Origin of the sequence: Marinobacter sp. MIT930201 (genome assembly GCF_047122665.1) — a bacterium.
Taxonomy (GTDB): Bacteria; Pseudomonadota; Gammaproteobacteria; order Pseudomonadales; family Oleiphilaceae; genus Marinobacter; species Marinobacter salarius.
On sequence record NZ_CP138916.1, the window covers coordinates 1,318,663 to 1,340,354 of the forward strand.

Annotated in this window: 18 protein-coding genes; 9 read left to right on the forward strand and 9 right to left on the reverse strand. The window is 53.1% G+C overall.

What is annotated here, in order from left to right; translation table 11 throughout:
- The first annotated feature begins 1 nt into the window (after nt 1).
- The 8 genes from SIC19_RS06100 (at nt 2) to SIC19_RS06135 (ending at nt 9,406) form a co-directional block, all read left to right on the forward strand.
- Nucleotides 2-907, forward strand: a complete 906-nt coding sequence (locus SIC19_RS06100) for a lysophospholipid acyltransferase family protein (RefSeq protein ID WP_371915664.1) — start codon at nt 2-4, stop codon at nt 905-907.
- A gap of 85 nt (nt 908-992) precedes the next feature.
- Nucleotides 993-2,963, forward strand: coding sequence for an O-antigen ligase family protein (locus tag SIC19_RS06105; protein WP_273065740.1), 1,971 nt, complete (start codon nt 993-995; stop codon nt 2,961-2,963).
- Nucleotides 2,964-3,066: 103 nt separating this feature from the next.
- Nucleotides 3,067-4,371 carry an O-antigen ligase family protein gene (locus SIC19_RS06110; protein ID WP_127402079.1) on the forward strand — a complete coding sequence of 435 codons (1,305 nt, stop codon included), beginning with the start codon at nt 3,067-3,069 and terminating at the stop codon, nt 4,369-4,371.
- A 161-nt stretch (nt 4,372-4,532) separates the two neighbouring features.
- The gene (locus SIC19_RS06115; RefSeq protein ID WP_041336067.1) at nt 4,533-4,934 is read left to right on the forward strand and encodes a GtrA family protein; all 402 of its coding nucleotides are present in this window, start codon (nt 4,533-4,535) and stop codon (nt 4,932-4,934) included.
- Nucleotides 4,935-5,004: 70 nt separating this feature from the next.
- A complete protein-coding gene (locus SIC19_RS06120; protein WP_412535591.1) occupies nt 5,005-5,949 on the forward strand; it encodes a glycosyltransferase family 2 protein in 945 nt (314 codons plus the stop codon).
- Nucleotides 5,950-5,998: 49 nt separating this feature from the next.
- Complete coding sequence (locus SIC19_RS06125; protein ID WP_273065663.1) at nt 5,999-7,405, forward strand: ArnT family glycosyltransferase; 1,407 nt, start codon at nt 5,999-6,001, stop codon at nt 7,403-7,405.
- The gene (locus SIC19_RS06130; RefSeq protein ID WP_036203478.1) at nt 7,395-8,129 is read left to right on the forward strand and encodes a response regulator transcription factor; all 735 of its coding nucleotides are present in this window, start codon (nt 7,395-7,397) and stop codon (nt 8,127-8,129) included. Before SIC19_RS06125 ends, SIC19_RS06130 begins: the two co-directional genes overlap by 11 nt.
- Complete coding sequence (locus SIC19_RS06135; RefSeq protein ID WP_075195808.1) at nt 8,126-9,406, forward strand: sensor histidine kinase; 1,281 nt, start codon at nt 8,126-8,128, stop codon at nt 9,404-9,406. Before SIC19_RS06130 ends, SIC19_RS06135 begins: the two co-directional genes overlap by 4 nt.
- Nucleotides 9,407-9,424: 18 nt before the next feature.
- Here SIC19_RS06135 and SIC19_RS06140 read toward each other — a convergent pair whose 3' ends face one another.
- From SIC19_RS06140 to SIC19_RS06165, 6 genes are all read right to left on the reverse strand, one after another.
- Complete coding sequence (locus SIC19_RS06140) at nt 9,425-11,419, reverse strand: LTA synthase family protein (protein ID WP_041336062.1); 1,995 nt, start codon at nt 11,417-11,419, stop codon at nt 9,425-9,427.
- A 131-nt stretch (nt 11,420-11,550) separates the two neighbouring features.
- Nucleotides 11,551-12,198, reverse strand: a complete 648-nt coding sequence (locus SIC19_RS06145) for a glycosyltransferase family 32 protein (RefSeq protein WP_197061279.1) — start codon at nt 12,196-12,198, stop codon at nt 11,551-11,553.
- Between the two features lie 75 nt (nt 12,199-12,273).
- Nucleotides 12,274-13,029, reverse strand: a complete 756-nt coding sequence (locus SIC19_RS06150) for a glycosyltransferase family 25 protein (RefSeq protein WP_036203468.1) — start codon at nt 13,027-13,029, stop codon at nt 12,274-12,276.
- A 27-nt stretch (nt 13,030-13,056) separates the two neighbouring features.
- Nucleotides 13,057-14,127: a CDP-glycerol--glycerophosphate glycerophosphotransferase gene (locus SIC19_RS06155; protein ID WP_036203465.1), complete on the reverse strand. Its 1,071-nt coding sequence runs from the start codon at nt 14,125-14,127 to the stop codon at nt 13,057-13,059.
- Nucleotides 14,128-15,126, reverse strand: coding sequence for a glycosyltransferase family 4 protein (locus SIC19_RS06160; protein ID WP_412535593.1), 999 nt, complete (start codon nt 15,124-15,126; stop codon nt 14,128-14,130).
- 116 nt (nt 15,127-15,242) lie between these two features.
- The gene (locus tag SIC19_RS06165) at nt 15,243-15,959 is read right to left on the reverse strand and encodes a 3-deoxy-D-manno-octulosonic acid kinase (RefSeq protein ID WP_041336056.1); all 717 of its coding nucleotides are present in this window, start codon (nt 15,957-15,959) and stop codon (nt 15,243-15,245) included.
- A 155-nt stretch (nt 15,960-16,114) separates the two neighbouring features.
- On the opposite strand from SIC19_RS06165, the gene SIC19_RS06170 reads away from it, so the two are divergent.
- Nucleotides 16,115-17,143 carry a glycosyltransferase family 9 protein gene (locus SIC19_RS06170; RefSeq protein ID WP_075195816.1) on the forward strand — a complete coding sequence of 343 codons (1,029 nt, stop codon included), beginning with the start codon at nt 16,115-16,117 and terminating at the stop codon, nt 17,141-17,143.
- 96 nt (nt 17,144-17,239) lie between these two features.
- Here SIC19_RS06170 and SIC19_RS06175 read toward each other — a convergent pair whose 3' ends face one another.
- From SIC19_RS06175 to glnE, 3 genes are all read right to left on the reverse strand, one after another.
- Complete coding sequence (locus SIC19_RS06175; RefSeq protein ID WP_075195807.1) at nt 17,240-17,644, reverse strand: DUF6165 family protein; 405 nt, start codon at nt 17,642-17,644, stop codon at nt 17,240-17,242.
- Nucleotides 17,645-17,681: 37 nt separating this feature from the next.
- Nucleotides 17,682-18,608: a branched-chain amino acid transaminase gene (locus SIC19_RS06180; RefSeq protein WP_036203452.1), complete on the reverse strand. Its 927-nt coding sequence runs from the start codon at nt 18,606-18,608 to the stop codon at nt 17,682-17,684.
- Between the two features lie 109 nt (nt 18,609-18,717).
- Nucleotides 18,718-21,624, reverse strand: coding sequence for a bifunctional [glutamate--ammonia ligase]-adenylyl-L-tyrosine phosphorylase/[glutamate--ammonia-ligase] adenylyltransferase (gene glnE / locus SIC19_RS06185; RefSeq protein ID WP_075195806.1), 2,907 nt, complete (start codon nt 21,622-21,624; stop codon nt 18,718-18,720).
- Nucleotides 21,625-21,692: the final 68 nt, after the last annotated feature.

The following is a 21,692-nucleotide window of genomic DNA, read 5'->3' on the forward strand; positions in this document are numbered from 1 at the left end:
TATGGCTATGTCCAAAGCATCGTTTTTGATCACTATCCTTGGGCTTGCCGGCAAGCTGCCACTACGTGCGGCCCAGTTGGCCGGCCGCTTTCTGGGCACTATCGCATGGACGTTCAGAACGAATTCTCGGCGTGTCACCGAGATCAATCTCGGCATTGCCTTTCCAGATCTTACGAACGATCAGCATCAGAACATGGCTCGCTCCAGTCTACGTCATACCGGACAGACCATGATGGAAATTCCACTGATGTGGGAATGGCCGGTCGAACGCTGCCTTGGCCTGATTCGGGAAATCGAAGGCGAGGAACTACTGGAAAATGCGAAGAAGGACGGCCGTGGCTTACTGCTGCTGGCCCCACATCTGGGCAACTGGGAACTCACAGGACTTTACTTTTCGTCACGCTACCGTATGGCGGCGCTGTACAGTCCGCCACATATCAAGGAATTTGAGGACTATATGATCCGGGTTCGCGGCCGGCTCGGCTCTGAACTGGTGCGTGGCGACCGTCGTGGCCTGGCACGGCTTATTGCCCTTCTACGTGAAGGCGAGGTAACCGGCATTCTTCCAGACCAGAGCCCACGAGGAAAAGGAAACGCCTACGCGCCCTTTTTTGGCATGGACGTACGTACCATGACACTGGTTTCCAAGCTGCTGCAAAAGTCCGGCGCCAAGCCTTTGATGACCTATTCCGAACGCCTGAAAGACGGACGTGGATTTCGATTGGTTATTCGCGAGTGTGAAGAAGGCATTGCCGACACAGACCCCCTCATTGCCACTACAGCCCTGAACCGCTCAATAGAGAATGTGGTCAGAGAAATCCCGGAACAGTATCAATGGGAATACAAACGCTTTCGCCATCGTGTTCCTGGGGAAATCAATCCCTATAAACCCGATCGTGTATGCTGAATCGATGGTAAAGGCCTGAAACGTGTCGACTACGGATAGCATGAATATAAGTTCGCGCACCAGCCTTCTTGTTGCACTACTGTTGATGATCGGCCTGGGAGGCGCGCTCGTCTCGTCAAGCGTGCTCTCGGCAGCAACACTGATGCTCTCAGTTATCGGCATCATACTTATAGCACGCCAATCACTCCAGAAAACCGGCTGGGAACCCCCAAGGGAGCTGCGTTTAATCCACTTCGCTTTCTGGTTTTACGTCTCCGTCAGCGCATACTCCTGGGCTGTTGAAGGCTTCGACTATGAAGGCGGAAAAACGCTCGGCACACACGCCCGCTTTATATTGTTCTGGCCGCTCGTTATGGCTCTGAGCCATGCTCGCCTGCGTGCGATCACCGGATTCGCTGCCATCGGATTGATTTCCCTGTCCGTTATCGGTGCATTGATTTATGCGCTGCAGCCAGGTGCAGCAACGCCCACCGGCACTTTGAGTTCACGGTTCGGGGGCGGCATCAACCCAATCAGTTTCGGTAACATTGCACTTCTGGGAGGTATGCTCACCCTGGTAGGCGGGTTGTTTTTCCTGCGCAACGGAAACCGATTCCTGGCGATGGCCTTTATCGCGGGAAGCGTCGCGGCCGTGCTCACGTCCCTACTATCTGAAACCCGCAGCAACCTCCTGGCTCTACCATTTTTGCTTCTCATTGTTATTCCACTGCTTGGCCGAAAGCTCCGGCTGGCTGCTGTCTTGCTTATTCCCATCCTGGTCCTCAGTGCCGTTTTCTCAACGGATCGTACGCTGCAATCAATCGACGCCGCTCTGAATGACCATAGTCTCGATTCGGGAATCGAACTGCGCCTGGAGCTTTGGAATCATGCCTGGGAAATGTTTGTCGAAAATCCCTGGACGGGCGCAGGCCTTGGCGGGTTTAGCCATACCATCAGATCTGCCGTTGACAACGGTAGCGCATCGCCAGCGCTTCTGGATTGCTGCGTTGGTCATGCTCACAACGACCTGATCAACAATGCCGCGACGAGTGGCATTCCCGGCGTCCTAAGCTGGGCATTTCTGATCTTTATTCCTTTGGCGATCTTCAGCCAGCACGTTCGTAGCAAGCATTTCCCCACAGCTCACATTGCTGCGGCCGGTACCATGGTCACGGTGGGCTACTTTTTCTTTGGACTAACGGAAGCCACTTTCAATCGAAGCCTGTTTCTGACCTTCTATCTATTGATCATTTCCGTACTGGCGACCACTCTATTCCATGAATTAAAGGCGTCATACGTTCGCAAGCGCGGATGTCGGGTGTCGACAACCGTAATCACCATGAATGAAGAGGACCACATTGCGGACTGCCTGGTGTCGGCCCGGCAGGTCTCCGACGAAATAATTGTGCTGGACAGTGGCAGTTCTGATCGCACTGTAGAAATTGCACGGCAATACGCCGACATTGTTGAAACCACAGACTGGCCTGGGTTCGGAGTACAAAAACAAAGGGCTCTTGAGAGAGCAACAGGTGACTGGGTGTTATCTCTGGATGCCGACGAGCGGATTACCGAGGAACTGGCCCGCGAAATAAATCATCGTTTGGCCGCCCCGGATGCCGACGCTTATAAGCTCCCCTGGGCCGTTACGATCTATGGCAAAAGACTGGACTTCGGTCGCAGCGGACGCGCCCCTCTACGCCTTTTTCGACGTGAAGGCGTATCCTTTTCGGATGCTTTAGTCCATGAGCGAATTCTTATCCCCGAAGGCCGCAGCATAAAAACACTGCGAGGGCGACTCACCCATTACACCCATCGTGACTTTGGGCACTCCCTGGAAAAGAGCGCAAAATACGCGTGGCTGGGATCCAGGGAAAAGCACCGTCGGGGCAAAAGAACTCGCACCATGCTCTACCCTACCCTAAGGGCGGTCATGACGTTCATACAGGTCTACTTTATCCGTTTTGGTTTTCTCGATGGCTCTGTGGGGTATCTAACGGCGGTCACCTATGCACAGGTGACATTTAATAAATACGCCGGCCTCTGGACATTGAGCCGTAACAAACACCCTGTCGAATAGCTATTTCACATAGTAATAAAGGCAGTACTGATCGAACTTGGCGTCGCCGTCAGCGCAGTTGAGAACCGAGCCGTTGGGTACATTCATAATCAAAGGTGAGACCTTGTCATCCAGACTTGAAAGCATTGTGGCTAGTCAACGCTTCAGCCAACTGATGGTGGCCACTATCATCGGCTTCGTTCTGTTCAAACGATTCTACCGGGATATCGGTGACGTCTTCTTTATGATCACCTTTATTGGCACCTTGTTATCCATTTTCTATAATTTCAAGAAGATAAAAAAAGACCCGATATACATTGCGTTTTTCATCTCCATTGCCATTCCCCTGTTGAGCTGGATCAACAGCATCGTAGCCATCCCTGATCTGGCTATGCCAAAACCGTCCCCGTTCTTCTTCTATAGCTTTTTCATCTTTTGGTTTATCGCCTATTGGACGAGAGGAAATACCAACATAATCGCTGGAATCCTGATCGCTTATTGCTTGAGTGCGCTGGGAATCTTTATCAGCAACTCGAGCGATTTTTTCGGGGAAATATACGCCGGAATCTCCGGTTCCCGTATTGATTTTAATGTAGTTAATGCTCAGCACACCTCGTTATTTTCAGGATTTGGCTTAATTGCATCCATTTTTTTGCTCCTTGCCAGAACGACAACGTCAAAGCACCTGAAACTACTGAAGTCATCGCTTGCCATCGCTTTCTTCCTGTTTTTCCTACTGATTACCGTGATCACCCAGTCGCGTCAGGTTTGGCTCTCCTTGCTCTTGTGTTTTCTCGCAGCCCCTTTAACCCTGAAACTTTTGCCACAGTCACGTATCTCAACTAAAGCTGTGGTGCTTTCTTATATCGCATTGTTTTTCGTACTGATGGCGCTGTCAACGTCGCAAATCGTCTCCAAAAGGATCGGTGCTGAAACTGACAACATAAAAAATGCGGCAACGTTGGACATAGAATCTATTCCTAACAGTGGCAGTGTCGGAATACGGATTAACCTGTGGATAGAAGCCTGGCAGTGGTTCAAAATGCGGCCTCTACTCGGCAGCGGCGAGAATGCCAGAGAGTTGGTTATCTCCGAATCAGATAATTTTTCAGACGCCATGAAATCCAGTTTCAGCCACCTTCACAACTCCCACATCGAAAGCTTGGTCAGCTTTGGAATAGTCGGAACTGTGTTCATTTATTTTCTGATCTTTTTCCCCGTGATCACGGTTTCAAAGAGCCCCAAAGGCGTCACTGGCAATACGTGGCGTATATTCGCAACAACGACGGCCATATTCTGGATAACCGTGAACTGTTTTGAGTCATTTTTCTTTTCCTGGAATGGCATATATGTCTTTTCGGTGTTCTACGGCATTATTTATAGCTTCCAATTCAAAAAAAATGACCGTCTCCTTACAGGCCCTCCGTAAAATTCGGATCAATCTACGATCCCCTGCTTAAACACCTTTGACATTTTCTTGATGTTTCTACAAAGCTTTTCTGACAGTCCTTCAACTACCATACCGACCTAAACCTGAACTGTGCTCGCATTACAGCGAGCGCTTCCTGTGAAACAGCACTGGAATCAGACATGGTCAACTCCCAGGTATCCCCGGGTATCCGCCAGCAGGTGCTTGGCTTTGCAGCCGCAGGCGGCATCGCAACCGCCATTCATTGGGCGTCGATGGCTGGCCTTGTACTACTTGGACTCTCGCCTTTATACGCAACCGCTATTGGAAGCCTGTGCGGCGCTGTTGCCAATTATTTGTTTCAACGTCAGTTAGCCTTTCCGAATGCAGATACCCATGCAAAGACCGTCGGACGCTATGCGTTGTCCTGTCTGCTTGCCTGGATAACGAATTTCATTCTGTTTTCTTTCTTCCATCAGGGCCTGTCCCTGCCAGTCACCGCTGCCCAGATCGTCACAACGACATTCGGGGCGCTATTGAACTTTGTTGTTTACCAGAGGTTGGTCTTCCATGAGCAGACATAGTGTTCTCCCTACCCGTATTAGCAGTAAACAAGTTCTTTCCATCGTCGTACCCGTCTTCAACGAACGAGCAATGCTGCCCGTTTTTCTGGAACGGGTGCTGCCTATTCTTGATTCCCTCACGGTAGCGACCCAACTGGTTTTCGTTGATGACGGCAGCGAAGACGGGAGCGCCAACTACATCTCCAGTTTTCTGGCGCGTCGCAGTGGTATTCGATTGGTAAAACTGACCCGTAACTTTGGCAAAGAAGCGGCTCTCACTGCCGGCCTGGAACATGCGACCGGTGATGCTGTCGTGGTGATTGATGCGGATCTTCAGGACCCACCAGAACTTATTCCAACCATGGTCGAAGCGTGGCAGTCCGGTTCCGATGTTGTATTGATGCAGAGGCGGTCCAGGCACGGGGAATCTCTGCCCAAGCGCCTGAGCGCTCATCTGTTTTACCGGCTGCTCAATCGAACAAGCAGGACAAATATCCCCGTCGATACCGGAGATTTTCGACTGATGAGCCGCAGGGCAGTCGATGCGCTGATGTCTCTGGGCGAACGCAATCGCTATATGAAGGGGCTTTTTGCGTGGATAGGCATGCCCACCACGGTACTTCCTTATGACCGGGCGCCACGAGCTGCGGGAGTTTCCAAGTGGGACTATCCCGGGTTGATCGGGCTCGCGCTGGAAGGACTGACCTCGTTTTCAACATCACCACTGCGCTGGGCCACTGGCGTGGGCCTGCTTGCAGCATCAATGGGTGCCCTTTTCGGGCTCTGGATCGTCGTCAAGGCTACGTTACTGGGTGACGTCACCAACGGCTATCCATCGCTGGTGGCCATCATTACGTTTCTGGGAGGGATTCAGCTTCTTAGTATTGGCATCGTAGGCGAGTATGTCGGCAAAACCTATGTCGAGACAAAGCAACGCCCGATTTACCTCACAGAAGATGTCATGGAGAGCGTCCAGGCAGGAGCTCGACCCAACACCCTGAATCCGGAGCCATATCGCCATGCTAGCTCGAATTAGCCCCTGGTTGCTTGTCCTGTCCGCCATTTTAGCAAGTCGCTTCATCGGTATGGCCCTGTTTCCATTCGCCGACACGACAGAACCACGGTACGCTGAAATCGCCCGGCTGATGGTAGAAACCGGTGACTGGATCACCCCCTGGTTTGAACCGGGCGTACCGTTCTGGGGCAAACCGCCACTGTCGTTCTGGGCGCAGGCCGCGTCAATCCAGTTGTTCGGGCTCTCCGAATTCGTCATCAGGCTACCCTCCTGGATCGCAACCGTCGGTATCGTCTATCTAACCTGGCACTTCGCTTTACTGCTCTGGGGGAAAACAGTCGCTCGTTGGTCCGCTCTGGTCTTCTCTTCCATGGCCCTGACTTACATCAGTGCCGGAGCGGTGATGACCGACGCCTTTCTGGCGCTTGGCACCACGCTTGCCCTCGTCAGCCTTGGTCTCACCCTGAATGGGAAGTCCACTGCCTGGGGATTCCTTTTCTTCGTAGGCGTGGCCATTGGACTGCTGGCTAAAGGCCCGCTCACCTTGGTTTTGATTGGCGTTCCGATTGGCACCTGGCTGGTTATGACCCGAACAGCGCCCGCAAAGCTTGGCCGGCTCCCCTGGCTCTGGGGGTGTACCTTCACAGCTCTGGTTGTTCTGCCGTGGTATGTGCTTGCCGAGTGGAAAACCCCTGGATTTATCGACTACTTTATTGTTGGCGAACATGTTCGCCGGTTTCTTGACCCGGGATGGGCGGGGGACCTTTACGGTACTGCCCATCTGCAACCCAAAGGTATGATCTGGGTTTTCTGGATCTGGGCCAGTTTTCCCTGGGGTCTTATCGCCATCAGCTGTCTGGCGGTGTCCTGGTTTCGAGGGAAGGGCAAGGATTCGATGCGCGCACTGCGCGACCCAAGACTGCTTTTCGTTTTTCTGGCGACCATGGGCCCGCTGTTATTCTTTACCCCTGCTGGCAACACACTCTGGACCTACGCACTCCCCTCCTTGCCGTTTACTGCCATACTGATCGCTTACTGGCTCACCAGGCTGGATTTGGCCCGCTTCAGTAAGTTTTATTATCCATTGGCAGGAGCCGTTCCAGTGTTGATGACCGTATTTGTCTTGCTGGGAACGCAAGGCGTCTATACGCTGAAAACCGAAAAGCAGCTGGTTCTGGAGTACGAAAAGCTGGCCGATCACGACAGCAGTCCACTCTTGTACCTCAATGATCTGCCGTTCTCTGCAAGGTATTATTCCAGAGGAGCTGCACAAGAAATAACATCGGAGGAACTGTCAGCAACGAAAGCCAATCCTCACTATGCGACCTATTTCGTTGCCATTCCGAAGCAAATCTCCCAGGAATCAGTGGTCACATGGCTTCGAGAGGCCAACACAGAATTACTGAACCGGCGATATCGATTAGTGTCGTTTAATCCAAATATCCATCGTCAGGAATTGTCAAAGAATGACCAATAGATCCTTTAGTTCAATCGACAGCCGACGACTTGGCATCCTGATTGTGGAAGACCAGAAAGACCTGGCGGAAAACCTGTTCGAGTTTCTCGGCGACGACCGCTACACCCTGGACTATGCCGCCGACGGGTTGACCGCACTGCACCTGCTGGCAACTCAGACATACGATGTCATTGTTCTGGACCTGATGCTTCCCGGGGTAGACGGTTTCGAGATCTGTCGCCGTATCCGGCAAGATCTACAATGCCAGAAACCGGTCATCCTTATGACCGCGTTGAGCTCACTCGCAGATAAAGAGAAGGGGTTTAACTGTGGTGCTGACGATTACCTGGTGAAACCATTTGAACTCAAAGAGCTACAGCTCAGAATTGACGCTCTTCACCGGCGCTACACCCCGGTTTTCAAGGGACTTCAGGCCGGAGAGCTTCAGTTTGATCCCGGCACGCTCAGCGTACATTATCGGGGAAAATCGACAGAACTTACCGGTACGCCCGCCAGGCTCTTTGAACTACTGATTCGCGCCTATCCCAGCTTTCTCAGTCATGATGTCCTTTCGGAATCAATCTGGGGTGATGAAAATACAGAAACCGGAGGGAACACGCTGCGTACCCATATCTATGCATTACGCAAGACCCTGGAGAAGGCGTTTGGCGATAGCCTGATAAAAACCGTTCATGGGCGCGGCTATCGTTTAATACTGCCTGACCCAAAGGCCATGCCACAATGAAGCAGCATTCACTGTCCCGCCGCCTGTCCGCCACACTGTTTGGCATTGTTGTCATAACGACAACAGTTTCGATGGTCGCCGTCGAGCTCTTTGTAAACGATGTGGAAGACACTATTCGGGGCCTGGAACTGAAACTTGATGCCGAGTACTTCAAAGAGCAAATTACGGAGTCGAGCTTTCAGAGCTGGAAAACCGGTCGCATTGAAGCGTACTTTCTACCAAGTGGCGCACCAGAATCACTTTTGCCCCAGCACCTTCATGACCGTCCCGTCGGATACTCAGACGAAATCGAGTTTGATGACTGGACGAAAATACTGAACGTTGAAACAACCATCAAACCTCCTGGACGGCTCTACGTGTCGGAGGACATCACGATTATGGAGAACAGGGAAGCGGTGATTCAGATCGTGCTGCTCGTTCTGGCTGCAGGGCTGATGTTTTTGGGGCTTTTCGTTTCAGGTATTGCCTCATCTTATCTGCTAAAGCCGCTACGGGCACTGACTCACGACGTGCAGTCAACAGAGCCCGGGGTTTCGATGCAAAGACTCTCACGCGACTACAGGGATCGCGAATTCGACCAGATCGCCGATGCCTTTAATCGCTTCCTTTCGGCAATGGAGACCGTGGTTGAGCGGGAAAAGTCCTTTGTAAAGCTTGCCAGCCACGAATTTCGAACCCCCCTGGCGGTCATTATGGGCGCTTTAGATGTACTGGAGCAGCGCAAAACGCTCTCGGAAGCCGATCAGAAAACCCTGGGACGAATTCGCAGATCTACCCGCACCATGCGGGAAGACACAGAAATGCTATTGAGAATTGCCCGCGGGGAACAGGATAGGGACAACCCTACCAACATTGATATCGTAGCAACGACCCGTGAACTGCTTGTCGACCTCAAGGATCTGAACCCTGCATTTAACGGCCGCACAGTACTCCACCCCCAGAAAGATCGCGTTGTCCTACGTTCAGACCCCGCCCTGGTACGGATGATTATCCGCAATCTGGTTCAGAATGCTCTCGGACACACCAACGGCAGCGTCGACATTTTTATAACGGATCACAGGATTCGCATTCAGGACTTTGGCAAAGGTCTTTCAACCTCGGCAATGGAGGCAATATCAACCGTTGTGGCGCCGGAGACCAGAAAACTCCATCAAAGCAGCTTTGGCCTATTGATTGTGCAACTGGCCTGCGAACGCATTCACTGGGGCCTCCAGGTTGAAAAAACAGACTCCGAAGGCACCGTCATTGTCATTGATACGCAGGATCTGCCCCACTGAGTACCTGCAACGCCGTCGCTATGGTTTATTCACGTCAGGGGTATCATACTTTTGCTCACGATAAAGCCATAGTGGCAGTTGGGCAAATGCCAAAGCCCGTTGAAATTCAGCCTGCGACGGCTCGGCATCGGAGTATTCCGTTTTGCCCGACCCGGGGTCGTAGATGCCCTTCAAGGGCGATTGATCCGGCCTGAGAACCAACACCTGATGATCGCCTCCCATCCACGCATAGTTGTCATTGAACTGCATCATAGCGCGCCCGGCTTTTTCCGGGTGCCTGGTGATGTCCCTCCCTACCATCGGATGGTCCGCTTCCATGCCCATCAATGACAGCAATGTCGGCGCCAAATCGATCTGACTGACCATGGTTCTGATACGCTGCGGCGCAATCTTGCCACCGAGAATTAATCCGGGGATGTGGAAGTTTTTGATAGGAACCAGCTCGTCACCCCATACACGAGCATCATGATCTGCCACAATCAAGAAGACGGTATTCTCCCAGTAGTCCTGCTGGCGTGCCGTCGCAATAAATTCGCCCAGGGCATGATCAGCGTACTTTACCGCATTATTGACGGTGTTCTTCTCGCTGTCATAAAGCGAGATCCGCCCATCTGGAAATTCGAAGGGGGTGTGATTGGAAGAGGAGAATACCAATCTGAAAAACGGCTGCCCGGCGGCGTTCAGTTTTCGCAGTTCTTGATCCGCTTTCCGAAACAGATCCTCGTCGCTTACTCCCCAGCTACCTGTGAACGTTGGGCTATCGTAGTCGAGCTGATCGACAATATGCTGAAAGCCATTGCCTGAGAAAAAGCTCCGCATATTGTCGAAATGCGCTTCACCTCCGTAAATAAAACCGGTGTCATAGCCTTTGCGTTCCAAAAGGCCGGCCAGCGTAAAGAAGTTCGACTGCGACAGTGACAGCTTCACCACACTGCGCGATGCGGAGGGTAGAAACCCGGAGATGACGGCCTCAATTCCGCGAACAGAGCGCGTTCCTGTGGCATAAAGGCTCTCAAACCACCACCCGTCATTTTTCAATGCTTCCAATCTGGGCGTAACCGGCCTGCCCCCGAGGGATTCCACAAATGTTGCGCCCAGGCTTTCTTCCAGGACAATCACCAGATTGATGGGCGACGTCCTTTGATAGCTGGGAGTTTGATGATGCAATGTAGGGTAGTTGTCAGACGAAAACTCGTAACCTTCCAGCCAAGGCGCACTTCTAACCTCATCCAACATCACCTCGTCTGTTATTGACCCGTAGGCCTGATTGCTCTCGGTTTCATGCTTTAAGTTGTAGATGGCAAATGCAACAGACCACGTAGAGTTGATGATCAATGAGTTGACCAGCGGATCTGACGTTAGAGCAAACATGGCCGGATTCGCTGGGCGATGGCCGGTTGTCGAACGCACACACATAAATACCGTTACGACCACCAGCGGCCAGATCAACAGTGCTTTTCTATGGCTTGAAGGCCGGGGTGCGCCCAACCACGAGCGTAATGTTCTCCAAAAAACGGCCACACCAGCAACGGTAAGCCCGAGGCTGAGGAATACCGTGGACTTGTAGCCGGTCCACAGCATGGAAAACACTTCCCGGGGATACTTTAAATACTCGATAAAAAGCCGGTTAGGCCGAACATCGTACTGGTTGATAAAGGCAGGAGTGACTAGCTCCATAAAAATGATCAGCGCGATGACCAGAATTGCCCAGGAGAACGTCAGCTTTTTCCACAGAGCCCAGTTAAATCGGTTCCCTAAAATGGGAAGAACCAACAGCATCGGCGCCACAGCCATCCCCGCGAGAATCAAATCAACTCTCAGCCCATGTAAGAATATACTTGGGAACACGCCTGACTCGGACACTCGGTCGAACTGCCATAGAACAAGCAAACAGCGCGATAGACTACCGACAAGCAGAACAGAACAAAAAACAACCAACAAAGGAAAATAAGCACCCGCCCTCGTAACAAAGTGGCATTTGGGCTTGGCACTACCAGAACGTTCTACGGGCATTGGAATGCAATCCTCGTACTTAAAAGGCTGAATTTTTAAGCGGGAGGTTATTGCATTCGGGGTGGAAGCAGTGTCAGGAAAATGTCAAAGAAATATCAAAAAGTAGAGCGACCTGAGACCCGAAGGTTAAGTCAGGATCGACCGCGAAAAAAGTATTTCTGCCAGGTATAAAGTCGCCCCCAAAAACCAAGATGCTTCGATTTCAAAAAAACAAGTCCGGGAGCGCGCCCCCAACTATGCTGAAACCAGTGGATTAAATAGCTGTTGTCTGGAGCGACGAAGTTCATTGGTTCCTGTTGATAGCCATAGAAGTATTCAACGGGATAGAGCTTGCAACGCTCAAGCTCTTGCAGTCCCTTGTCGACCAGTAAGCTGGTCAGTATTTGGGGGCCAATGTACAACGGCGATTCCCATATCGCACTTTCATAAAAATCAATCAGTGCTGCCAGAATTCTGGAATTCTTTTCGGCATATATCGACGCCGTTCCAAGAAAATCCTGATTCTCATAACCAACGGAAAACTGAAGGCCGGAAAAAAGCGGAAACGGATCTTTTCGGATGGTCACGTCGGTATCAAGGTATAGGCCACCATCACGCTGAAGGACCTTCAACCTTAGGTAGTCGGATACGAATGCGTACAGCTTTTTCTGGTAGCACACCTTTGCGAAGGCACAGGAGTCAACCCATTCGTTTATCGCCTGGTCAGACTCTGTCCAAAGCCTGTAGTGGTAGCCCTGCTTTGACCAGTCATCAATACAGGCATGGGCCAATGGTGGCATTCGACTCCCCAACCAAATGGCATGTATTGTTTCATTCATCACCCGAAAGCCCTATTCGAATCCCCATATTACCTTCTATTTCAACCAAAATTTTCTATTGTAAACATACCGTTGAATCCGCTCACCCAGAGTAAACAACTCCCTGAGGATTGTGACAACAATAGCTCTACGCTGCGTTTTTTCCGTGTAACCGATCATCGATTCAAACTGATGATCGTGATAGACAAAGCCCGGCTCAACGCCACAACACAACACCTTATTTGACCAGTATCGGTCCATATAGATATCAACCGACAGAAAAACCGGCCTCAGCGATTCGATAAACTTTTCTGCGGCGCCTGGGGTCAGGTAATACCCCATGGTGCTCATAGGCCCTTTGGTATAGCGAAGCAATCGAAGTCCTTTCAATTGAGCGTACTCAAATGCCTTGTGATTTCGTGTTTTGTTTTCAAACAGCCTGACGCACCCCGCCTCTTGAGGTAATTCAGGAATATTCTTCAAAAAGATCTTGAACAATCCCTCGTCAAATATGACATCGTCTTCCAGAATTACCAGATTCTGATTTTCCTGAAGACACTTTTGCCAAATTCTGTAATGGCTGGCAAAACAGCCAAGCTGTCCCTGACTTAAAGGAGCTCCTTTCACCCTCAGTCTTTTTTTCTCGTCGTAGAACGGCTCAATGGGGTTTGGATCGCGCTGGCCATCTACCCCCCAAAAGAATTCAAAGGGAATTCCGGCACTGTCCAGAAGGGACTTAATGCGGGCTTGCCGGGCTTTTGCCCGTTCCAACGTGAGCACGATGACTTTGGCTGGGCAGATCCCATCCGGCATAGATTCTATCCCTTTGAAGTACAGGTATCAGTACTCGGCCGACTTCCTCAGCTCACGCTTGAGGCGCCGGCGCACTTTGATTTTTCGAAGGATATTCAACGGCTTTCCCCTGAGCTCTCCCTTCTCACCGGTAAGGAACTCATCGACCGCATCGATCACGCGAGCACTGGACTTGCCGTCACGAAAACCATGCAGTTCATCGCACAGGGCCCTTGCCGCAGACATCAGTTCAGGGGGCCGACCCAATGCTGTTTCCAGCGCTTGCTCAACCCGATCAGGCGAGTTGACGTCAATCAGATATGGACCCGGCATTTTTGTGTTGAGCGTCACCACCGGACGGTCCAGAAACATAAACTCGAACATGATGGAGGATGTGTCGCATAACATCACGTCCGCCTCTGGCAGTATCGGCAGCAAGTCTTCATGGCTCTCGACAAAACGCAGGTTTGGCCCTGCAAGCGCCCGGTACTGATCGGTAATTGCCGGATCCATTTTGGGGTGCAATGTGACGATAAACTGCCAGCGATCATTTTGAGACAGATTTGCGATAGTGCTCAACAACTGGGGAGCTGCAGTCACGGAACGACTGAACGTGGATGCAAAAAATACGACGGGCCGCTCGCCCTCATTCCGTAGACGTTCACCGGTATGCCGGTTATCGAACAGGGGGTCCAACTTGGGCCAGCCGGTTTTGGCAACCGAAAAATACTTATACTGCTGTGCCAACTCGCCAAATTTTTTGGTGTCTTTGCTCGCGTGAGTACAGTAGAGGTCAAAAAAGCCACGAATCCGGTAGTGATCACTTTCGTCCTCGCTGCTATGCCCCCTTTTGTTTCGAGCGAGGCCGTGAAATACCTCAACTTTGATTCCGGGAAAGAAATACGGCACCCAGTCACCAGGGGCAAAAGTCGCACAGGCATCGTATTCCATCACGCCCTTCACAGTTGTCAGGCGGTGCTCATCCGGTAACAGCGGCGCCGCAGAGCAGCCTGCTACAAACCAGGCGGCGTCATCGCCCCGTTTGCGTATTTCTTCCTGTAAAGGCCGCAGAATGGAATACGAGTACGGCTGATTAACAAACAAAAGATAACGACGCATTCAGAACCTGCCCGTCAAAGCGTTATAAAGCTCGCCGGTCTGCTGTACAGTTTGCGAGGTATGAAAATCAGCAGCTATCCGCTCTCGGGCTGCAAGCCCCAACTGGCGCAACAAGCTGCCATCTCGATACAGGCGCTCAAGGGCACTCGCGAGGGCCTGAGAGTGATCAGGAGCCACCACCAACCCGCTGGCTCCATCCTCAACAAGTTCAGGCATGCCACCAACACTTGTCACCACCGGCGCAACTCCATAGGCCATCGCTTCAATCACAGCCCGAGGCAGCCCCTCTCGCTCCGTGGAGGGCAATACAAAGACATTGCTGGCTGCCGCAATGGCCGGCGCATCCCTGCGAAAACCAGTAAAGTGAATTCGAGCAGAACGATTAGTGGACTCCGCCTGAGCTCGCAGATCCTTGTTCTCAGCCATATCGCCCACCAGAATCAGGTGCGCTTCAATGTCATCAGGCAACTTGCAGAATGCGTCAATAAGAACGTCGTAGCCCTTGCGAGGGGAGTTACGACCAGTACAACAAACCACAAAGGCGCCCTCGGGTATACCAAACTCCCCCAGATCAGCTGGCTCAGCCTGGTACCACCCGAGGTCATGGCCCTTGTAGATCCGCTGGAGCTTCGAATCTGGAATACGCATCCACAAAAACTTCAGGCTCGACAGGTAATCTTTAATTGCATCGGCGACGCACACAATTTTACTGACCCGGGGATGCAGAAACGTTATCCAGGATTCGGGGTTCAAAAAACTGATGTTCCCGATCACACCTCGATAGGCCACGATCCTTATGTCCGTGCCTTTCGAGGCAGTCAGGCCACAGGCCAGGGCCCGAGGATTGTACGCGTGTATGACCTCGTAATCTTTCTTCTTCAACTGCTCGCGGATAGCCGCGATGCCTACCTTGTCGAAGCGATCTTCCAGCGCCATCGGTTGAGCGACCATGCCCTCATCCACAAGGCGCTGATAATTTTGCCCTTTCGGATTACACATTACATCCACATCATACCCGGCTTTTTTAAGGCCAATGAATAGCTCGGTTTCCGGGCGATCACATGCGTCAGTCAGACAAAGGACAGCTGGTAGCGGCCCGTTTTTTTGCGTATTACTCAAGCCTCTTGACTCCCGTTATAGCCATTCATTAAAAAATACCAGACGCGCTCCTGAGTTTTCGCGCCAGCCAGTTTCCGAAGAGACCGGGCGAAGCGCTCAAGGTTGGCAGATTTCCAACCCGCAGACGCCGGTGACTGGACAATCCGCCCCTTATCAAAATCAATCAAAAAGAACTCATCCCCTCGCACCAGAACGTTAAAACAATTCAGGTCTGCGTGTTTTACTCCAGCATCGTGGAACCGGCGCAAATTCACGCCGAGATTCCTCCATCCGTTATCATCCAGCGATCCTATCAGGTCAGCTAGTGGCGCGGTGTTGTCAATTCGCTCAATAATAATCGATGCTTGATAATGTAACGGCGACATTCTTCGATACCATGCTGCCACCGGTTTGGGTACAGGCAGCTCCAACTCTGTCAACCAGTTGAGCAGGCGAAACTCGGCAAAGGATCGGACATGCTGTTCCCCCAGAAACACATAAGATGACCTAGAGAGCCTTGTCATCAATCCGCCACGCAGGTATTTCCGCAGCACAACCTGATGGCCGTCGGCATCGACAAACCATGCGCCACCACGTCCTCCGCTACTGACTGGACGTGCCAGTTTTCCCCAGTATTCAGGACTGAACCAAGCCTCTGACACCTGGCCGAGATAATCCGGATGGAGAAGGCAGGCTGAGTGGTTGTCCCGGACGCAAATTTCAGACTCAGCCATGCTCACCCTAATACAAACCAATAACCAAAGAGACGAACCGCTGGTCGCCCTGAGACGATAACCAGCGAGTAGGTTAGAATACGCAGCAGTTTATCAATGAATCACGCCAAAGCTCTACATACATGTTTTCTGAACCTGAAACGGACCGTAACTTGATTAACTCCATCTGTATATTGCGCCTGTCCGCCATTGGCGACGTCACCCATGTCATTCCCGTGGTATTGAGCCTTCAGGAACAGGTGCCCGGCATTAAAATCACCTGGGTAATCGGCAAGATTGAAGCAAAGCTGATTGGCGACCTGCCGGGTGTCGAGTTTGTCGTTTTCGACAAGAAAGCCGGTCGAAAAGGTTATGCGGACTTGCATAACACCCTGAAAAACCGAAAATTTGACGCCTTGCTGCATATGCAGGTGGCCTTCAGGGCCAATCTGGCGGCGGCGATGATTCCGGCAAAGGTGAAAGTAGGGTACGACCGTGCCCGTAGCAAGGACCTTCACAGCCTGTTTATAAACCGGAAAATCGCTCCGGCAGCGCAACAGCACGTGCGGGACTGCCTGGCAAGCTTCCTGGAGCCACTTGGCCTGGAACCCGCCGCACCAAAATGGGTCATTCCATTGGCCTCCGAAGATCATGAGTTCGCCAGGCAGCACCTCGCAACGGACCGCAGGAACCTCGTGATCAGCCCCTGTGCCAGCCACACCCTTCGCAACTGGCCTGCCGAGCGCTATGCCCAACTGGCTGATCACGCCATCCGCACTCACGGCATGAAGGTGATTCTGGTGGGCAGTCCCGCCCCCTTTGAAGCGGAGTTTTGCACAGACATCGAAAACGCTATGGCGGAACAAGCGCACAACATCTGTGGCAAGGATACACTGAAACAGCTCACCGCTCTGTTGGAACGCGCCGATCTGGTCGTCGCACCGGATACCGGGCCGGCCCACATTGCCAGTTCAATGGGCACCGATGTGCTGGGTATTTTCGCGGCCAGCAATCCCAATCGTTCCGGCCCTTACAACTCGCTGCAATGGTGCGTGAATCGATATCCGGAAGCGTTGAAGCGGTTTACCGGAAAAACCGTTGAGCAGGCTCGCTGGGGCGCCAAGGCGGAATTCGAGGGGGCGATGGAACTGGTGACGGTGGAGGACGTGACGGAGATGCTGGATCAGTGGGTTGCCCAGCACTGATGCCGAGCCACTGTCTACGGCTCTCTCGGGCCTTCTCTTTAACCCTCTCCCGCGATGGGAGAGGGTATGACAATCCAGGCGAATGAAAGCACCGCTTTACTTGCGGGCGGTGTAATCCTGATAGGACTTTTCTTCCACAAATCGTGAACCCAGGGCCAGGTTAACGTCCTTCTTGATGGCGGCGCGCTTGTCGTTGGTAACATAGACGGCGCGAGCCAACTCAATAAACTTTACGCCGAAATCCTGAGCAGCTTCCTGATCACGAATGTCGTCTTCGATTTCCCAGAGCGCCTCGTTCACTTCTTTAAGCTGCTTGCGCAGATCTGCGATGGCTGCCTGATCCTGAACGGCCTCGTTCCAGGTGGCGCTCAGTTCGTCCAGCTCGAGCCGAACATTTTTGACCTTTTCCGCGTCTGCAATGCGTTCAGACTTGATCTCCAGAATGGTGATCTTGTCCAGCACTTCGCCGAAGGAGACCGGCACTTTGATAACGTCCGCCATTTGCTCTTCCTGCAGGTGTTGTTAGTGGACCACGGCGTTAGCCGTTAACCGCTGTCAGCCAGTGTGAATGCGCAGGACTCTTGCCCTTCACAGCATCGAAATACATACCCTGCAACTTCTCGGTCAGCGGGCCGCGCTTGCCAGCGCCGATCAAACGGCCATCCAGCTCACGGATCGGCAGCACTTCTGCAGCGGTGCCAGTAAAGAAGGCTTCGTCCGCAATATAGACCTCATCCCGGGTGATACGACGCTCTTTCACCGGAATGTTCAGCTCTTTCGCGAAATCCAGGATGGTCTGGCGGGTGATGCCTTCCAGGCAGGACGTCAGTTCCGGTGTATGGAGCACGCCATCACGCATAATGAAGATATTCTCGCCGGAACCTTCAGCCACGTAGCCTTCGTTGTCCAGCAACAGGGCTTCTTCGCAGCCACTGGCAATGGCTTCATTCAGGGCCAGCATGGAGTTGATGTAATTACCGTTGGCCTTGGCCTTACACATGGTGATGTTGACGTGATGCCGCGTGTAGGAGGAGGTCCGGACCTTGATGCCCAACTCCTTCGCTTCCGGTGACATGTAGGATGGCCAACTCCAGGCGGCGACCATGACATGAACCTTGAGGTTGTCTGCGCGCAGCCCCATACCTTCAGAGCCGAGAAACACCATTGGGCGCAGGTAGGCTTCGTCCAGATTGTTTTCACGCACTGCGGCGATTTGGGCCGCATTCAACTCGTCCTTGCTGAACGGCATGGTCATGTTGAGGATATGGGCGGAGCGGAAAAGACGATTGGTGTGATCTTCCAGGCGAAAAATCGCAGCACCCTTTTCAGTGCTGTAGGCGCGAACACCCTCGAAGCAACCCAGGCCGTAGTGTAGGGTGTGGGTCAGCACGTGAGTTTTGGCTTCCCGCCAGGGAACCATTTCACCATCCAGCCAGATCAGGCCATCGCGATCAGCCATCGACATTGTTTCTGCTCCTAAAGCACTCTATTCGGGAAACCGGCATTCTAGCAGGAAAACTCGGGGTTACGAAGGGGCGCAATCACTCCTCCATCACTCCTCCATCACTTCTCAATCACCCCAACATAACCCGATTCCACATACTTTGGATGTAATCACGCTCTTCGGGAAACGCATCACCCGCCACCTGGCTGTTCAGGTTCTGCAGTGCCCGCCGGTGTATGGTGGAGCGCAGGGTGATAAACGTTTCCCTGAGTTTTTCAGTGTCTTCCACCGGCAAAACCTCCACCCGGCCCAGCTCCTCCATCTGGCGAATATTATCGGACCACTGCGTCAATTCCGGATGCTCGGAACAACAGGCCAGCATCAGGTACTGCACCATGAACTCGATATCGATAATGCCGCCATAGTCGTGTTTGATATGGAAAACCTCTGGCACCTTACCTTCGATCTGCGGGGTGCCCAGGGCGGTGCGCATTTTCTCGCGCATGCTGACCACTTCTTCTTTTAGCTTGCCCTGGTCCCTTTGCTGGCACAGGATGTCGGCGCGCAGCTTTTCAAACGCTTCCAACGTTTCCCGGCAGCCTGCCACACCACGAGCACGGGCCAGCGCTTGGTGCTCCCAGGTCCAGGCGTCCTTACGCTGGTACTTCTCAAAAGCAGACAGGGTACTGACCAGCAACCCCGAACTCCCCGATGGTCGCAGGCGCATATCCACTTCGTAGAGTTGGCCAGACGGCGTCTGGGTGTTGAGAATGTGTACGATGCGCTGCCCGAGCCGAGTGTAGAAAACGGCGTTATCGATGGGCTTGTCACCATCCGTTGACTGTTCCGGATCGGCATTGTGGATAAAGACCAGGTCGAGGTCCGAGGTATAGCCAAGTTCGATACCGCCCAGCTTGCCGTAGCCAACGACGGCGAAATCGGTGTCACAGGCAGAACCATCCTTGCGCCGGGGGTAACCATGGCGACTGACCAGATTCGCGAACGCCACGTCGACTACATGGTCCAGCACCACTTCGGCAATCCACGTCAGGTAGTCACTGACCTTCATTAACGGCAGGGTTTCCCGTATTTCCGAGGCGGCCACCCGCAATATGTGAGCCTTTTTGAAGTGTCGCAGAGTTTCCATCTGCTCCTCGAGATCTTCGTAGGGAATCCGCAGCATTTGCTGGCGCAGGTCATCCTGGAGCTCGGTTTTTGCGGGCGGACTGTACAGGCTCTCTGCGTTCAGCAGCTCGTCGAGCAGCAAGGGCGTTTCCGCCAGTTGGCTTGCGATCCAGGGACTCTCACTGCATAGGCGGACCAGTTGGGTCCTGGCTCCCGGATTCTCCAGCAGCAACACCATGTAGGCGGTTCTGCGCAGGATCGCCTCTACCAGTTGGAGAACCCGCGCCAGCGTCTGGGACGGCCCCTCCACGTGAGTAAGCGCTTCCAACAGTACCGGCATGAATTTGTTCAACCGCTGCCGACCTTGAGTCTGCAACGTTTGCAGGGTGCGGGTCCCACGCAGGTCGCTGAGGGCGGAATAGCTGCCTTCGGCGTCCTCAAAACCATGCTCATCGAGCCAGACGGTCGCCGCCTCCTCGTCCATTTCACCCAGCCAAAGTTCCTGCCAGCCGTCATCAAGCGACGCCACCTCGTGCTCTTCATCTTCGATGGCGATGATATCCGCAAAATGCGTGGCCACCCGTCCGCGATGCTTCTCCAGTTCCGCAATGCAGGCCGCCCAATCATCAAACCCCATGATCAGCGCTACACGAGCTCGGGACAGATCGTCTTCCGGCAGCAGTTGGGTTTGCTTGTCTTCCATGCCCTGAAGGGCATGTTCAAGATTGCGAAGGAACACATAGGCCTCCTTCAGCTCCTTCACCACTGCTGACGGCAGCAGCTCCAGCTCTTCCAGCTCTTTCAGGATCACCAGAAGTTCCCGTTGCTGTAATTCCCGCTCCCGGCCGCCCCGGATTAACTGGAAAGCCTGCACCACGAATTCAATCTCACGGATACCTCCGTTGCCGAGCTTGATATTATTTTCCAGCCCCTTACGGCGCACTTCCCGGCTGATCATGGACTTCATGGCACGCAGGGACTCAAACGCACTGAAGTCGATGTATTTGCGATAGACGAAAGGTTTCAAGCTATCCATCAGGACTTGTCCCGCTTGCTGATCACCAGCCACAACCCGCGCCTTTACCATCGCATAGCGCTCCCAGTCCCGCCCCTGGTCCTGGTAATAGGTTTCCAGCGCAGCAAAACTCAACGCCAGCGCCCCACTCTGGCCATAGGGGCGCAGGCGCATATCCACGCGGAACACAAAGCCGTCTGCGGTGATCTGGTCCAGCGCCTGGATCAGCCTCTGGCCCAGGCGGATAAAAAACTGCTGGTTATCAATGGATCGGCGCCCGCCACGGGTTTCGCCCTTCCCCGGGAACGCGAAGATGAGATCAATATCAGAAGAGACGTTAAGCTCGTGCCCCCCCAACTTCCCCATACCCAGAACAATCAAGGGTTGCGGGCCTTCCTTTCCCGTCGCCGGATTTACTCCCCACGGCGTTCCTGATTGCTCGCAGGTGTCTTCGTACAACCAGTCCAGGGCACCCTGGATACAGGTGTCGGCGAAATCACTTGTGGCCGCCATGGTTTCGGCAAGGTCTGCCCAGCGCATCAGGTCCCGCCAGATAATCCGGAACTGTATTTCCGTCCGGAATTGCCGCAACGACGCGTGGAGACTGCCTTCATCAACCACGTCTGACAGGAATTCCTGCCAGCGCTGGCGCAGGTAATCCGCGGTTGTGCGCTCAGTCAGCGGGCGCGAGTGACATAGTGCCGCTACCTGTTCCAGATGGCGCTCAAGGGTGCGCCTGACAAAAGGGCTGCGAGCGACGGCCTGGGCCACATCCTCATCGGATACGCCACCCTGAGTGCCCAGAAAACTGGGCATGCCCTCGGAAAATACCGAAGACCAGGCACCGCCAACCTCATCTGCCAGACTCTTCGGTAAGGAGCGCCACGGCTCGGACATAATGCAAACCCCTGTGTCTCTGTTATATTTCCCGTACTGTATAACGAACTCTCCCCCGACAGAACCGT

Bases quoted from the DNA above. Each gene is read 5' to 3' on its own strand.
- SIC19_RS06165 (WP_041336056.1), bottom strand. From the start codon at position 15,959: ATGGCTGAGTCTGAAATTTGCGTCCGGGACAACCACTCAGCCTGCCTT.
- SIC19_RS06155 (WP_036203465.1), bottom strand. From the start codon at position 14,127: ATGCGTCGTTATCTTTTGTTTGTTAATCAGCCGTACTCGTATTCCATT.
- SIC19_RS06125 (WP_273065663.1), top strand. From the start codon at position 5,999: ATGGCCCTGTTTCCATTCGCCGACACGACAGAACCACGGTACGCTGAA.
- SIC19_RS06130 (WP_036203478.1), top strand. From the start codon at position 7,395: ATGACCAATAGATCCTTTAGTTCAATCGACAGCCGACGACTTGGCATC.
- SIC19_RS06175 (WP_075195807.1), bottom strand. From the start codon at position 17,644: ATGGCGGACGTTATCAAAGTGCCGGTCTCCTTCGGCGAAGTGCTGGAC.
- SIC19_RS06180 (WP_036203452.1), bottom strand. From the start codon at position 18,608: ATGTCGATGGCTGATCGCGATGGCCTGATCTGGCTGGATGGTGAAATG.
- SIC19_RS06145 (WP_197061279.1), bottom strand. From the start codon at position 12,198: ATGCCACCATTGGCCCATGCCTGTATTGATGACTGGTCAAAGCAGGGC.
- SIC19_RS06105 (WP_273065740.1), top strand. From the start codon at position 993: ATGATCGGCCTGGGAGGCGCGCTCGTCTCGTCAAGCGTGCTCTCGGCA.
- SIC19_RS06100 (WP_371915664.1), top strand. From the start codon at position 2: ATGGCTATGTCCAAAGCATCGTTTTTGATCACTATCCTTGGGCTTGCC.
- SIC19_RS06140 (WP_041336062.1), bottom strand. From the start codon at position 11,419: ATGCCCGTAGAACGTTCTGGTAGTGCCAAGCCCAAATGCCACTTTGTT.
- SIC19_RS06160 (WP_412535593.1), bottom strand. From the start codon at position 15,126: ATGTGTAATCCGAAAGGGCAAAATTATCAGCGCCTTGTGGATGAGGGC.
- SIC19_RS06115 (WP_041336067.1), top strand. From the start codon at position 4,533: ATGGTCAACTCCCAGGTATCCCCGGGTATCCGCCAGCAGGTGCTTGGC.
- SIC19_RS06150 (WP_036203468.1), bottom strand. From the start codon at position 13,029: ATGCCGGATGGGATCTGCCCAGCCAAAGTCATCGTGCTCACGTTGGAA.
- SIC19_RS06135 (WP_075195808.1), top strand. From the start codon at position 8,126: ATGAAGCAGCATTCACTGTCCCGCCGCCTGTCCGCCACACTGTTTGGC.
- glnE (WP_075195806.1), bottom strand. From the start codon at position 21,624: ATGTCCGAGCCGTGGCGCTCCTTACCGAAGAGTCTGGCAGATGAGGTT.
- SIC19_RS06120 (WP_412535591.1), top strand. From the start codon at position 5,005: ATGCTGCCCGTTTTTCTGGAACGGGTGCTGCCTATTCTTGATTCCCTC.